Consider the following 12,580-nt stretch of genomic DNA (forward strand, 5'->3'; position numbering starts at 1 on the left):
CATGGCCAAACCCGTGCACGCAGCGATCGGGGGCGTCGAGATCCGTTGCCTCATGTGCGACAACGACACGTTTCGCGAGCGGGAGGTGAAGCTCAACAGCACCGGGATGGAGCTCTTCAACCTGGCATGGGCCAACGAGTCTGCGACCGGCCTGATCTGTTGGTCGTGCGGATACGTCCACCTGTTCGTGAACCGCGACCTCCAGCTCTACCGGCTCCGGAAATGATTCGTCGGCCAGAGGGAGATTCGGGTTCGCCGCCTCACTGCGCGCCACCGAGGCCCGGCGAGCCCCAGACCGGGAACCAGCGGGCCAGGTCGGGTTCGATCCGCAGGTCGTCGGTGAGCAGGGCCCTGATCTGGAGTTCGAGCGCGTTGTCTCGCTTCTCGGTGCCGTCGGGCAGCGGCGCGAACGGGTAGAACGTGCCTCGTTTGTAGAGGTAGACCAGTGCCAGGACCCGCTCTCCCGCCGCCTCGCGGAAGCCGATCAGGGAGCAGAGAAGCTGAGGTCCGAAGCCGCCGTCCTGGAGGAGGGTGTTGACGGCGTGCAGGTCGTTGACCAGGGAGGCCGTGTCATCCGCGGGGTGCCGGGCCAGGAGCCAGGTGTATCCGTACGTGTCCCGGCTGAACTCGACCGGTATGCCGCCCCGCTGGGTGTCCGCGTCGAGCAGGTCCCGTACCTCCTCCCGCAGCGTGGCGAAGGTGCCGCCCTCGACTCCGGCGAAGCACACCGAGCCGCGGCCGGTCGGGACGAACCCGGCGCCCGCCTGGAGGGTGATCGCGGCGGACGGCAGGCCGAAGAGCTGGTCGAGGTCGGGGCGTACCGGTTTGCTGCGGCCGAGGATCGCGTCGAGGAGTCCCACCGTGAGACCTCCGCTCCGTTTGCGTACGGCTCAGGGGCGACCGAGCTGCGCCGAGATGCGGCCCAGCTGGTCGAGGCGCTGTTCGAGCGTCGGGTGCGAGGAGAACAGCCGGCTCAGGCTCTCCCGGGAGGAGAACGCGGGCGCGAACCAGAAGGCGTTGAACGGCTCGGCCTTCCGCAGGTCCCGGGTCGGGATCCGCGCCATCTCGCCGGTCACCTTGGTGAGTGCGGCGGCGAGCGCGGACGGGCGGCCGGTGAGCATCGCGGCGGCGCGGTCGGCGGACAGTTCGCGGTAGCGGGACAGCAGCCGGGTGAGCAGGAAGCTGATCACGTACACGACGGCGCTGACCACCGGCACCAGGATCACGGCGATGGCGGTGTTGCTGTCACGGCTGCGGCCCAGTCCGCTGTAGAGCGCGACGCGCACCATGACGCCGGAGAGGACGCCGAGGAACGACGCGATGGTCATCACCGCGACATCGCGGTGCGCGACGTGCGACAGCTCGTGCGCGAGGACTCCCTCCAGCTCCTCCGGTTCCAGGCGCCGCAGCAGCCCGGTGGTGGCGCAGACCAGGGCGGTCTTCTCGCTGCGGCCGGTGGCGAAGGCGTTCGGGACATCGCTGTCGGCGATCGCGACCCGCGGCTTGGGCATGTCCGCGAGTGCGCAGATACGGTCCACGGCGCCGTGCAGCTCGGGCGCCTGCTCGGGGGTGACCTCACGGGCCCCCATGCCGAGGGCCGCGATCCGGTCGCTGAACCAGAACTGCGCGATGAACAGCCCGCCCGCGATCAGCAGGATGATGGGCCACGAGCCCCGGAGGAGAACCAGCAGGACGCCGACGAAGACGACGTAGAGCAGCCCGATCAGGAACATCGTCGTGACCATGCGGGTGGTGAGTCCCCGATCCGGGACATAGTGCGAATGTGACCGGGCGACGGGCATCCGTATCACCCTCCAGGCAGAGAACCGCTGCACGTGCCTTGCTGCCAGTGTGCCCCCTTGGGTGTGCCCCTTGGGGCGGTGAACATGTGCGTAGCTCCGTACGCCCCTGGCCTGCGGACATAAATGCACTGTGAACAGACACCGCTGTCCGGATAACGGTCGCGTCACGGATGCTGGCCTTTTGGAAGATCACCGTACGTAATGTGACATGCGCCACACGCCATGAGGCCGGTGCCGTGGTAGGAATGCGCAACTTCGCAGGTGGCACCACCCCTCGCCAATTCTGCGCAGCGCCGGCACGCACCGGCAGCACGACCAAGGTGATCACGCTCCGCGTCCGCGTACGTCGACCCTCCGGTCGCCGATCGGACAACGGCGTTCGCTCAAAGCCCGCACATCCACTGGCGCAGCCTCCCGCGCGCCAGTCCTGCGCCATCGAGGTTTCCCACCGTGTCGCTCGATTCCCTCACCCAGTCCGTGGACGACGCCGTCAGCGGCTTCTTCGAGCCCATAGCCAAATGGCTGGGCGAGATCGTCTTCTACTCCGTCCCCGTCGGGGGTACGGCCCTTCCGCTGATCGTGGCCTGGCTCGTCGTCGCCGGCCTGGTCTTCACCGGCTGGTTCGGCTTCGTGCAGCTGCGCAAGTTCAAGCTCGCCGTGAACGTGGTGCGGGGCAAGTACGACGAGAAGGGGTCGGCCGGTGAGGTCAACCACTTCCAGGCGCTGACCGCCGCCGTCTCCGGCACCGTGGGCCTCGGCAACATCGCCGGTGTGGCCGTCGCCGTCTCCATCGGCGGCCCCGGCGCCACGTTCTGGATGATCCTGTGTGGCCTGCTCGGCATGGCCACCAAGTTCGTCGAGGTCACCCTCGGCGTGAAGTACCGCGAGGTGCACGCCGACGGCACCGTCTCCGGCGGCCCCATGCACTACCTGCCCAAGGGCCTCGCCGACCGCTTCGGCAAGAACGGCAAGACCCTCGGCAAGGTCCTCGCCGTCCTCGCCTCCTTCATGGTCCTGTTCTTCGGCCTCTTCGGCGGCAACCTCTTCCAGGTCAACCAGTCCTACGCCCAGCTCGTCTCCGTCACCGGCGGCGAGAGCGGTCTGATGGGCGGCTCCGCGGGCGCCCTGTTCTTCGGCATCCTCATCGCCGCCCTCGTCGGCATCGTGCTCCTCGGCGGCATCCGCTCCATCGCCTCCGTCACCAGCAAGCTCGTGCCCGCCATGGCCGGCATCTACATCGCCGCCTGCCTGGTCGTCATCCTGGTCAACGTCTCCGCCGTCCCGACCGCGATCTCCACGATCATCGAAGGTGCCTTCAACCCCCAGGGCGTCGCCGGCGGTGTCCTCGGCGCGCTGATCATCGGCTTCAAGCGGGCCGCGTTCTCCAACGAGGCCGGCCTCGGCTCCGCCCCGATCGCCCACTCGGCCGTGAAGACCAAGCACCCCGCGAGCGAGGGCCTGGTCGCCCTGCTCGAGCCGTTCATCGACACGGTCGTCATCTGCACCATGACCGCCCTGACCATCGTCATCGCCAACCCCGCCAGCTGGGCCGAGGCCCGCGCCGGCGAGTCCATCGGCGGCGTGACGATCACCTCCGACGCCTTCGCGACGGTCCTGCCCTGGTTCCCGTACATCCTGACCATCGCGGTCATGCTGTTCGCCATCTCCACGGTGCTGACCTGGGGCTACTACTGCATGAAGGCGTGGACGCACCTGTTCGGCCGCTCCCGGACCAGCGAGCTGACCTTCAAGGTTCTCTACACCCTGTTCGCGGTGGCCGGCTCGCTGCTGACCCTGCAGACCCTGATCGACATGGCCGACGCGGTGCTCTTCATGCTCGCCGTCATCAACATCATCGGCCTCTACCTCCTCGCCCCGGTCGTCAAGCGGGAGCTGAACTCCTTCCTCGCCTTCGTGAAGAGGCGCGACGCCGGCCTCGACACGGACGAGGACACCGACCAGGAGCCGGTGAAGACCACCGTCTGACCGCCCCCCGGCGGCCCGGCTCCCGAAGGGCCCTGACCTCACCTCGCGCCTTGGTGGGGACAGGGCCCTTCACCCTTGTTCCAGCAGGTGAGAGACGCCTGGTGAGGCTCCCGCGCGCCCGATAGGGTGTAAACAACGCGTCAAGGGATGACGCTGGTGTGCCGGGAAGTCTGGTCGGCGTCCGAGGGCCCGTGTGCCCATTTGTCGACGTGCCCCGGAGGCCCGCCCCATGACGCAGTCACGTCCCCGCAAAGTGATCTTCGGCCTGCTGCCCTGGCCCGAGCGCCAAGCCGTCGCCGAAGCCCTGCGCACGGAGACGGTCGGCGGCCTGGTCCTCCTCGCCGCGGCCGTCGTCGCGCTCGCCTGGGCCAACAGCCCGTGGAGCGCGGCGTACGAGTCCGTACGCGACTTCCACTTCGGCATCCCCGCCCTCGGCCTGGACCTGTCGGTCGCGCACTGGACCGCCGACGGGCTCCTCGCGGTGTTCTTCCTGGTCGCCGGCATCGAGCTGAAACGCGAGCTCGTCGTCGGTGAACTGCGCACCCCTGCCACGGCCGCCCTGCCGGTCATCGCCGCCGTTTGCGGCATGGCCGTACCGGCCGCCCTCTACGCGCTCACCGCCGCGGCCGGGGGCGGAAGCCTGGACGGCTGGGCCGTACCGATGGCCACGGACATCGCCTTCGCGCTCGCGGTACTTGCTGTCATCAGCACGCACCTGCCGTCCGCCCTGCGGGCGTTCCTGCTGACCCTCGCTGTCGTCGACGACCTCGGCGCCATCCTGATCATCGCGATCTTCTTCACCTCGGACCTGAACTTCTGGGCCCTGGCCGGTGCGTTCGCCGGGCTCGTACTCTTCTACGCACTCCAGCGCTTCCGGGTGCGCGGCTGGTGGTGGTACGTGCCGCTCGGCGTCGCGACCTGGGCGCTGATGTACAACTCCGGTGTCCACGCCACCGTCGCCGGCGTCGCCATCGGCCTCATCCTGCGCACAACCCGCGACAAGGGCGAGGAGCAGCCCCCGGCAGCCCGGGTCTCGCACCTCGTCCACCCCTTCTCCGCCGGTGTCGCGGTCCCGTTGTTCGCACTGTTCGCCGCCGGCGTCGCCATCTCCGGCAGCGCCCTCGGCCACGTCTTCACCGACCCAGAGCCCCTCGGCGTCGTCATCGGCCTCGTCGCCGGCAAGATCCTCGGCATCTTCCTCGGCACCTACCTCGCCGCCCGCTTCACACGAGCCCAGCTCAACCCCGAACTCGCCTGGGCCGACGTATTGGGCCTCGCCACCCTGGCCGGCATCGGCTTCACCGTCGCCCTCCTGATCGGCGAACTCGCCTTCCCTGACCCAGCCGAAGGCGAGCACGTCAAGGCGGCCGTCCTCGTCGGCTCACTGATCGCCGCGGTCCTCGCGGCCGTACTGCTACGCCGCCGCAACCGCATCTACCGGCGCCTGTGGGAAGAGGAGGAACGCGACGAGGACGCAGACGGCATCCCCGACATCTACCGGACGGAGTCAGCGGGCAGCGACAGGTGACCCTGGGGGACGCGGGACACGCGCTCCTCGGCACAGCTGTCGTGGTCGCCATCCTGGTCATTCGCACCGCCGTTCGCGAATTAAGGGAACCGGGGAGCGCTCGACGCGAGTGGTCCGTCCTCCGGCAACGGCGGGTCCTGGCCACCGGCGCGGCAACGGCCCTGGTCCTCGGCACCGTGGGCTGGGCGCAAGCCGGACCGCCAGCCGCCCCGTGGGCCGTGCTCGCCGGTCTCCTGACAGCTCGAATCTTCGGTAGAGGCAGGTGACATGACGTTTCAGGTCCTGTGGATCGTGATGTCGACGCTCGTGTTCGTCCCCCTGGCAGTGGCCTCGCTGAGGGGATGGACGCCGCGCTGGGCACCCGCCATGAGCACACGCGTCGCGAAGGCCCGGGGCTTGGCGGCCTCCATGATCTACGGCGCGAGCCTTACGCCCGCACTCCTCGGCCTGGCCAGAGTGCCGGCTGACGAACTGCTCCCGCTGCGGATCACGGCCGGGCCACTGCTCCTGCTCGTCGCCGTCGGAATCGTGGTCTGGACCTCCCTGGCCGGCTCGCGGCGCCACGAGGAGACAACGCGTCGACCGCCCGGGTAGCGACGACCCCTCCCCGACGCGGACGCGGCGCCTCGATGCCCACCCGCCCACGGCTATCCGGCCGAGTCCACATCCGACAGGCAGCGCTCCAGGCCCAGCCTGCGCATCACCACCCGCACCTGCCCCTGGGCGTGCGTAACCCTGAACCGGGTCCCCTGGCCACGGGCTCCCCTGGCTGCGAGGAGCAAAGGCAGTGCGCCGTCCGGACTGAGATGCGTCACACGAGACACGTCCACCTCAAGGACCTTCGGCTCTTCACGCAGAGCCGCGCGCAGGACACGACTGGTGTCCCTGGCCGTGTCGGCACCGAGGTCGCCCTTGAGGTGGATGACGAGGAGTTCTCGACGAGGGTGGAACCGACGCAGCAGTGCGCGCGAGCCGCGTCGGAGCCGTTCGGCCGGTGACATCGGTGGCATGAGCGCTCCAGGGCAGGCGTCGGCAGTTGCCGACCAGCCTTCCCGGCGCACCTGCTGCGGACGATACGCGCCGGAGCGTGCACCCGCCCCTCGACCAAGGGCCAGCGGCCACGCCAGGGCTGCCGAGTTCCGGCAAGATGCGCGGGGTTTGGTTGCGCGTCAAGGACCTGTCAATGCCGCGTATGGAACGTGTAAGGTCCGTGACGGAGTGCCGGGAAGCCTGGTCGGCGAACAAGGGACACATGTCTTTTCTGCCGATCGGGGGATTTCCGCCATGGTGCTCGTTGCCGTCTTCGGAGCCGCACTGCTTGTCGCGGTCCTGCTGTCCGGGCTCGCCGCCCGCACCGTTCTGTCGACCTCGCTGCTCTTCCTCGTGGGCGGTGCGCTGGTCAGCGACGGCTTCCTCGGACTGATCCACATCACACCCGAGAGCGAGATCGTGGCGGTCACCGCCGACCTCGCCCTGTTCGCCGTGCTGTTCACCGACGGCATGCACGTGTCCTTCGCCAAGCTGCGGACCAACTGGCGCAACCCCGCCCGCGCCCTCGGCATGGGCATGCCGCTCGCGTGCGTCGGGATGGCGCTGATCACGCACTACCTCGTCGGCCTGGACTGGACGACCTCGTTCCTCGTCGGCGCCGTCCTCGCGCCGACCGACCCGGTGTTCGCCTCCGCCATCGTGGGCCGCAAGGAAGTCCCGGCCCGCCTGAGGGAACTCCTCAACGTCGAGAGCGGCATCAACGACGGCCTCGCCCTGCCCGTGGTCCTCATCCTCATCGCCGCCGCCGGGCCCACCGCGGCCGGCTCGGAGGCGTCCTTCGCGACGATCGCCCTGGAACTGGGCCTCGGACTCGCCCTCGGCGTCCTGCTGCCCCTGCTCGTCAACGGCCTCGTACGCTTCCGGCTCCTGGGCGCCGAGCCCAAACTCCAGCCGCTCCTTCCCCTGGCCACCGGGATCATCCTCTACGCCGCATGCCACCTCACCCACGCCAACCCCTACCTCGCCGCCTTCTCCGCCGGCGCGGTCCTCGCCGCGAACTCCCCCGAGTCGAAGCACTCGTTCGAGCCGCTGGGCGAGTCGCTGGCCGAACTCGCCAAGTTCGCCGCCCTGCTGGTGTTCGGCGCCCTCCTCACCCCGCAGCTCTTCGGCGACCTCTCCATCGGTGGCTACGTGGCCGTGGTCCTCGCCATCGTGCTCATCCGGCCCGGATCACTCCTGCTGTCCCTGTGGGGAACCCGCATCGACCGCCGCGAGAAGCTGGTCGCCGCCTGGTTCGGCCCCAAGGGCTTCGCCTCCGTCGTCTACGGCCTCCTCGTCCTCCAGGCCGGCATCCCCCAGGGCCACGAGGCGTACACCCTCATCGCCGTCTGCATCGCCTTCTCGATCATCGCCCACAGCAGCACCGACGTCCCCATCGCCCGCCTCTTCCACGTCGACGACCTCGTCGACACCGGGGCCGCGGCCCACGCACACCCCGACGACACCCCGAGGGACAAGGCACTTCCCCATGCGCGCACGTGATCTGACCTGGCCCTGCACTCCGGTCCGCCTGGATGTCACCCTGCGTGAAGCGGCCCAGCTCCTGGTCCGCGAACGCTCCCCGGTACTCGTCGTCGTGAGCGAGGACGGACACCCCCTCACGGCGGTGCCCGCAGCACGGGTACTGGCCGCGGCCCTGCCCGAGGCCGTACGGAAGGACTCCCTCCTCGCAGCCGTTGTGGGCGATTCGCTCGATGACGACGTACGGGCGCGGGCAGCCTCGCTCCGGCTCGGCGACGTGCTGCCCACACGTCTGACCAGTCCCGCCGTCGTCAGTCCTGACGCGTCGCCGATCCAGATGGCCTCACTCATGGACCAAACCGGAAGCACCGTCGTCCTGGTCGTCGACTACGACGACGACAAGCCACACCTGTTCGGCACCGTCGACGCGGCCACCCTGCTCCAGCACTACCTCTGACCAGCCCGACAGCCGTACGAGACGCCGCCCCGGGGGACCATGAACACCAAGCGCCGCGCCACCACCCTCGTCCTTCCAGGGCTCCTCCAGGGCACGGTCGGCACCGTCACCGACAGCAAGGACTTCGGAGCCCCCCTCTGCTGGAGCGCCATCTTCAGCTGCGCCTTCGGCTGGTTTGCCGAGCGTCGGGCGACCACGTCATGAGTCTGCGGCGCCGGACGCTCTGGCACAGGACTTGGGGAGCCCTTGCTGCCCTTCTGGGCCTCGTCGTCCTCCTGATCGTGGCATCCGGCGTGGCCGTCATATCGGACACGCTTGAGGACGAGCACTTGTATCTCCAGGCGACGGCCTGCCCGAATGCCGCCCCCGCGCCGACGGAGAACTGCATCCACAGCCGCTCGGCGCGCGTCGCCGGTGTCGTCATCAGGGAGGAGGCGAAGTATGAGGAGTTCACCCTCCGCCTACTGGAGGATGCCGGGCTGCCCGAGGAGATCGACATGGGCAGCGAAGGACCGCTCCTGAAGCACCTCAACCCAGGTGACGAGGTCAACCTCACCCTGTGGCGCGACTACACCGTCGCCGTGGCCCACGACGGAACCGTCCAGGGGACAGCAGACACACCCGAAGGCGGGGCGGTGTTCATCACCACCATCGTCCTTGCCCTGATCTCCGCGGGTGCCTTCCTCCTCCACACCGGAGGCACCGCGCTCACTCGCGCCGGCACGTGGGCCAGGGACGGTCTGCCCGCCGTTCTCGTGGTCCGGGCGAAATGGGCCTTCGGCTCCGCGCTATGCGCACTGCCGGCCCTCTTTCTCGTCGACCTGCTCGACCTCGGGCCAGCCGCCGAGGTGTTGGCCTGGTGCGCCATGGTCCCGCTCGTCCGCTGGTACCTGCAATGGCAGTCCGGCCGTCACCGGGGTGCCCACGCACGCCCCCTCACGACAAGGAGCCCGTTGCGATGAACGACGACGAACCCGTCTTCAAGAAGAGCAAGTGGGGCACCAGCCGCTACGTCTACAACCCGAACAACCCGATCGGCCTGGCCCTGATCGTCGCCAGCAGCGTCTTCGCCATCGTCATGATCATCCTCATGGAGAACCGAGCTGGCCCGTTCGCACCACCCGCGTCTCCCACGTGGAGCCCGCCCGCGTCTCAGGCCCCTTGGCCCTTCCCCTCAAGTACGCCGTGATCAGCAGGTGTGTGTCATCGATGTTTGAGCGATCGGTCGAGGGAGCGGCACCCCGAGCTCTCTTACCCGATCCGGTGCTGGCAGGGCTGACGCAGCTCATCCCAGGTCAAGGTCGTGCGGGCTCTTGTCATCGGGCTGCCGCTCGCCGAGGGTGACGCCTTCTGGCAGGAGCGCCGGGTGTGCTTGCTGACCACCCAGCGCCCAGACGGCACTCCTCACCTCGTGCCGGTCGGCGTCACATATGACCCGGAGACCGGGATCGCCCGGGTGATCAGCGACGGCGGCAGCAAGAAGGTGCGCAACATCCGCGCGGCCGGCCCTGGGGCTCTTGCCGCGGTGGGTCAAGTCGACGGGCGGCGCTGGTGCACCTTGGAGGGCACAGCGGTCGTGAAGGACGACCCTGAATCCGTCGCCGAGGCCGAACGTCGGTACACCGAGCGCTACAAGCCTCCGCGGGTCAACCCGAACCGGGTCGTCATCGAGATCACCGTCACTCGGGCGATGGGGACCGCGAAGCCTTCCGGCTGGTGACCTTTCCCGGTCGCTTTCCGACCTGCGCGAGCGACTTCCAATGCCGTTGGCGCAGTCGCAGGCCGCTGGCGTTTCACGCTGCTGCGTAGCTGGCGCGGAACAGCTCCTGGGCGCGCTCCAGGTCCCGCTCGGTGCGCAGCCGTACCTCCAGGTCGCCCGTTCCGTGGTGGCCGAGGCCCTTCACGTTCCTGGTGAAGTCGGGGACGAGGTCGACCTCGGCCGGGTCGAGCGAGAGGTAGACCAGGACCTTGGTCCGCTGGGGCGGGCAGATCGTCGCGAAGTTCCGCAGCCGCTGGTAGGCGCAGTACGTCTTGCGCTGCACCTTGGTGATCCCGTCGCCGAGGCCGAGCAGGACCTCGTCTGCAGCTGCCGCCAGCGCCGCGATCCCTTCGCGCCCTGCGCGCATCGGCTGTGCCAGCCCGGTGTGCCGCTCCCGTCTGCCCTGCGGCGTCCGCCCTGTGGCCGTCGCCACGGCCTCAAGGCCGATGAGGTCCCTGCCGAAGAAGCGGTAGCGGACCAGGTCGATGCTGCGCCGGTGCTCGCGTATGGCGTGGACGTCGTAGCGGGTGAAGTCGCCGGCGACGCAGATCAGACGGGGCCCGCTCCAGAGCACCTGGGCCGCGGCCGTCGCCCCGAGCCGGTCGCGTACCAGGTGCGCGAACTCGGCCCGGTGGTCCAAGAGCCAGCTCAGGTAGAACAGGCCCTGGTGGATCACGCCGGGATCTGTGCCGCGCTCGTACTCGACGACGACGGGTGCGCCGTTCTCGTCGATGCCCAGAGAGTTGATCCGGCCCGCGTGGATTGACCCCGTGCTGTACTCGGACGCCAGGAACCGGACCCCGAGCAGCGCCTCCATGTTCGCCTCGACGAGGCGCTGTACCTCAGCCTCCGCCCCGGCAAGCCGCGGCATGACCTCGGTCACGCCGCCATTCGTGTTGTAGAGCCTCAGTTCCGGCACCGACCTTCCGCGCACCCAGTGTGGGCGGACGTCAACCACGGAGGTATCGAACTTACTTCCAGGAAGTCGCAGGACTTGCCGGCCGTGGGCCACCTCCCACCTGGGCGGCGATGGTGAGGGCCTCGTCGAGGGCTTCGGTGCGGCGCCTGCCGGCGCTGGCCACGGGGCCCTTGCCGCCGGCTCCGCCTCCGACGGCGCGGGCAGCGGAGGTGAGGATCTGGCTTGCCTGGGTGCCTGTCTCGTGGAGGCGGCTGATGACCGCAGAGGCGAGGAGGACCTTGCCGTTGTGCTCGGTGCCGAGGACGACGACGGCGTGGCCGGCGTCGAGGAGGTCGGCGGTGTTGCGGGCCAGCGTGCGGAGTTCGTCCGGGCCGAGTCCGGTCACCCTCTCGGTGACGATCCGGCCGCCGGTGACAGCGCGGGCGGAGGCGGCGAGCTGCTGGGCGCGGGCTCGCAGTTCGGCCTCGCGGAGGCGGCTGGCTGGCCGCCCTCGCCGCCGACCACATAGCCCGTCCAGGCCAAGCCCATAGCAAATCGTGGGTGCCGACTATGGCGTCAGCCGACGGTAGGCGGCCCGGGCGTGGTTGAGCTGTGCGAGGGCGGTTCCCGCGCCGGCCGCGGACAGGAGGCAGACGAGTCGACCGAGGTCGTAGGGAGCCTCCCAGGTGATCACGCCGATGGGGGCCGTGGCGAAGGCGTTGAGGACGAGCCAGCACAGGAAGGCTGTTCCGGGCGCTGCGGTGAGTCGCGCTCCCGTGCTGAGCAGGGCGACGATGACGGAGAGAGCCGCCAGGTCGAGAGTGGGGTCGCCCTGTCCGTCGAGGAGGTTGAAGGCGGTGACCAGGGTGAAGGCGGTGACGGCTGCGACGGTCCAGACGATGGACGTCGCGGCCGGGGTGGGCACGGGACGGACGCCGGAGCTGATCGGCTTCCATTCGAGCATGCAGAGCCTCCTTCGCACGGTCCCCGCTCCCTTGCGGTCGAACCGAATTGATGCCGCCGTCACTGTAACGGGGCACGCAGGGTGCGTAGTTCATGGGCAATAGGGTGCATTCGTCCGCCAGAAGGGTTGCGCTGAGCAGGGACCGCGTTCCCGCCACTGTCCGTTTCGACGAACTCTCTGGGGCTTTCCATGCCGGTTCCACGTACAAGCAGCACTCCGCTTCCGGGGATCGGGGTCCGGTACGACCTGACCACGCGCGATCACCGTCGTCTGTCGGTGATCGCGCATCGCGACGGCAGCCGGACGCTGAACGCCTATCGCAGGGACGATCCCGACGAGTGCGCCCTGTCGGCGAAGCTGACGGCTGGGGAGGCGGAGGCGCTGATCGACGTCCTGATGCCGGCGCACCACAGCTCCAGCCTGCTGTCGACCACGGATCTGGGGCTGGTCGCCGAGCGAATCGAACTCTCCGCGCATGCGTACTGGAACGGGCGTGTCCTGGGCGAGACCCGGATGCGCACGGAGACTGGGGCGTCCGTCGTCGCCGTGCTTCGGCGGGCCGGGGCGATACCTTCGCCGACCCCGGACTTCCGGCTCGCGGGCGGGGACACCCTCATCGTGATCGGCACGCGCGAGGGCGTCGAGGCCGCCGCGGCGATCCTCGGCCGGGAGTGA

Annotated in this window: 16 protein-coding genes; 11 read left to right on the forward strand and 5 right to left on the reverse strand. The window is 69.3% G+C overall.

The window, feature by feature from the left end; genetic code table 11:
• Window position 1 precedes the first annotated feature (1 nt).
• On the forward strand, window positions 2-226 hold the full coding sequence (locus N5875_RS03675) for a hypothetical protein (RefSeq protein WP_338491782.1): 225 nt from the start codon (window positions 2-4) through the stop codon (window positions 224-226).
• 34 nt (window positions 227-260) lie between these two features.
• On the opposite strand, the gene N5875_RS03680 is transcribed toward N5875_RS03675, so the two are convergent.
• Window positions 261-860: a hypothetical protein gene (locus N5875_RS03680; protein ID WP_338491783.1), complete on the reverse strand. Its 600-nt coding sequence runs from the start codon at window positions 858-860 to the stop codon at window positions 261-263.
• Between the two features lie 30 nt (window positions 861-890).
• A complete protein-coding gene (gene htpX, locus N5875_RS03685; RefSeq protein ID WP_338491785.1) occupies window positions 891-1,802 on the reverse strand; it encodes a zinc metalloprotease HtpX in 912 nt (303 codons plus the stop codon).
• Window positions 1,803-2,252: 450 nt separating this feature from the next.
• Between htpX and N5875_RS03690 the strand changes: the two genes are divergently transcribed.
• From N5875_RS03690 to N5875_RS03730, 9 genes are all read left to right on the forward strand, one after another.
• Window positions 2,253-3,788, forward strand: a complete 1,536-nt coding sequence (locus tag N5875_RS03690; RefSeq protein ID WP_338491787.1) for an alanine/glycine:cation symporter family protein — start codon at window positions 2,253-2,255, stop codon at window positions 3,786-3,788.
• Between the two features lie 229 nt (window positions 3,789-4,017).
• Window positions 4,018-5,316, forward strand: coding sequence for a Na+/H+ antiporter NhaA (gene nhaA, locus N5875_RS03695; protein WP_338491789.1), 1,299 nt, complete (start codon window positions 4,018-4,020; stop codon window positions 5,314-5,316).
• A 267-nt stretch (window positions 5,317-5,583) separates the two neighbouring features.
• On the forward strand, window positions 5,584-5,910 hold the full coding sequence (locus N5875_RS03700) for a hypothetical protein (RefSeq protein ID WP_338491790.1): 327 nt from the start codon (window positions 5,584-5,586) through the stop codon (window positions 5,908-5,910).
• Window positions 5,911-6,600: 690 nt separating this feature from the next.
• The gene (locus tag N5875_RS03705) at window positions 6,601-7,848 is read left to right on the forward strand and encodes a cation:proton antiporter (protein ID WP_338491792.1); all 1,248 of its coding nucleotides are present in this window, start codon (window positions 6,601-6,603) and stop codon (window positions 7,846-7,848) included.
• Window positions 7,835-8,284 (forward strand): hypothetical protein, encoded by a 450-nt coding sequence (locus tag N5875_RS03710; RefSeq protein ID WP_338491793.1) that lies wholly within the window; start codon window positions 7,835-7,837, stop codon window positions 8,282-8,284. Before N5875_RS03705 ends, N5875_RS03710 begins: the two co-directional genes overlap by 14 nt.
• Window positions 8,285-8,323: 39 nt before the next feature.
• Window positions 8,324-8,488, forward strand: coding sequence for a hypothetical protein (locus tag N5875_RS03715; RefSeq protein WP_338491794.1), 165 nt, complete (start codon window positions 8,324-8,326; stop codon window positions 8,486-8,488).
• 89 nt (window positions 8,489-8,577) lie between these two features.
• Window positions 8,578-9,246, forward strand: a complete 669-nt coding sequence (locus N5875_RS03720; RefSeq protein WP_338491796.1) for a hypothetical protein — start codon at window positions 8,578-8,580, stop codon at window positions 9,244-9,246.
• Window positions 9,243-9,473, forward strand: a complete 231-nt coding sequence (locus tag N5875_RS03725; RefSeq protein ID WP_338491798.1) for a hypothetical protein — start codon at window positions 9,243-9,245, stop codon at window positions 9,471-9,473. Before N5875_RS03720 ends, N5875_RS03725 begins: the two co-directional genes overlap by 4 nt.
• 114 nt (window positions 9,474-9,587) lie before the next feature.
• Window positions 9,588-10,004 (forward strand): TIGR03618 family F420-dependent PPOX class oxidoreductase, encoded by a 417-nt coding sequence (locus tag N5875_RS03730; RefSeq protein ID WP_338491799.1) that lies wholly within the window; start codon window positions 9,588-9,590, stop codon window positions 10,002-10,004.
• Window positions 10,005-10,077: 73 nt separating this feature from the next.
• Here the strand turns inward: N5875_RS03730 and N5875_RS03735 are convergent, their stop codons facing one another.
• Genes N5875_RS03735 through N5875_RS03745 form a run of 3 tightly spaced genes read right to left on the reverse strand, consistent with a single transcriptional unit; the run spans window position 10,078 to window position 11,905 of the window.
• On the reverse strand, window positions 10,078-10,962 hold the full coding sequence (locus tag N5875_RS03735) for a DUF5655 domain-containing protein (protein WP_338491800.1): 885 nt from the start codon (window positions 10,960-10,962) through the stop codon (window positions 10,078-10,080).
• 52 nt (window positions 10,963-11,014) lie between these two features.
• Window positions 11,015-11,497, reverse strand: coding sequence for a DHHA1 domain-containing protein (locus N5875_RS03740; RefSeq protein WP_338499078.1), 483 nt, complete (start codon window positions 11,495-11,497; stop codon window positions 11,015-11,017).
• Window positions 11,498-11,509: 12 nt separating this feature from the next.
• Complete coding sequence (locus tag N5875_RS03745; protein ID WP_338491802.1) at window positions 11,510-11,905, reverse strand: hypothetical protein; 396 nt, start codon at window positions 11,903-11,905, stop codon at window positions 11,510-11,512.
• 189 nt (window positions 11,906-12,094) lie between these two features.
• On the opposite strand from N5875_RS03745, the gene N5875_RS03750 reads away from it, so the two are divergent.
• Window positions 12,095-12,580 (forward strand): TrkA C-terminal domain-containing protein, encoded by a 486-nt coding sequence (locus N5875_RS03750; protein WP_338491803.1) that lies wholly within the window; start codon window positions 12,095-12,097, stop codon window positions 12,578-12,580.

This window comes from Streptomyces sp. SJL17-4, assembly GCF_036826855.1.
Lineage (GTDB): Bacteria > Actinomycetota > Actinomycetes > Streptomycetales > Streptomycetaceae > Streptomyces.

What these genes read in the sequence shown, in the direction of transcription:
- N5875_RS03675 (WP_338491782.1), top strand. Translation starts at nt 2, where the DNA reads ATGGCCAAACCCGTGCACGCAGCGATCGGGGGCGTCGAGATCCGTTGC.
- N5875_RS03750 (WP_338491803.1), top strand. Translation starts at nt 12,095, where the DNA reads ATGCCGGTTCCACGTACAAGCAGCACTCCGCTTCCGGGGATCGGGGTC.
- N5875_RS03745 (WP_338491802.1), bottom strand. Translation starts at nt 11,905, where the DNA reads ATGCTCGAATGGAAGCCGATCAGCTCCGGCGTCCGTCCCGTGCCCACC.
- N5875_RS03725 (WP_338491798.1), top strand. Translation starts at nt 9,243, where the DNA reads ATGAACGACGACGAACCCGTCTTCAAGAAGAGCAAGTGGGGCACCAGC.
- N5875_RS03700 (WP_338491790.1), top strand. Translation starts at nt 5,584, where the DNA reads ATGACGTTTCAGGTCCTGTGGATCGTGATGTCGACGCTCGTGTTCGTC.
- N5875_RS03705 (WP_338491792.1), top strand. Translation starts at nt 6,601, where the DNA reads ATGGTGCTCGTTGCCGTCTTCGGAGCCGCACTGCTTGTCGCGGTCCTG.
- htpX (WP_338491785.1), bottom strand. Translation starts at nt 1,802, where the DNA reads ATGCCCGTCGCCCGGTCACATTCGCACTATGTCCCGGATCGGGGACTC.
- nhaA (WP_338491789.1), top strand. Translation starts at nt 4,018, where the DNA reads ATGACGCAGTCACGTCCCCGCAAAGTGATCTTCGGCCTGCTGCCCTGG.
- N5875_RS03710 (WP_338491793.1), top strand. Translation starts at nt 7,835, where the DNA reads ATGCGCGCACGTGATCTGACCTGGCCCTGCACTCCGGTCCGCCTGGAT.
- N5875_RS03715 (WP_338491794.1), top strand. Translation starts at nt 8,324, where the DNA reads ATGAACACCAAGCGCCGCGCCACCACCCTCGTCCTTCCAGGGCTCCTC.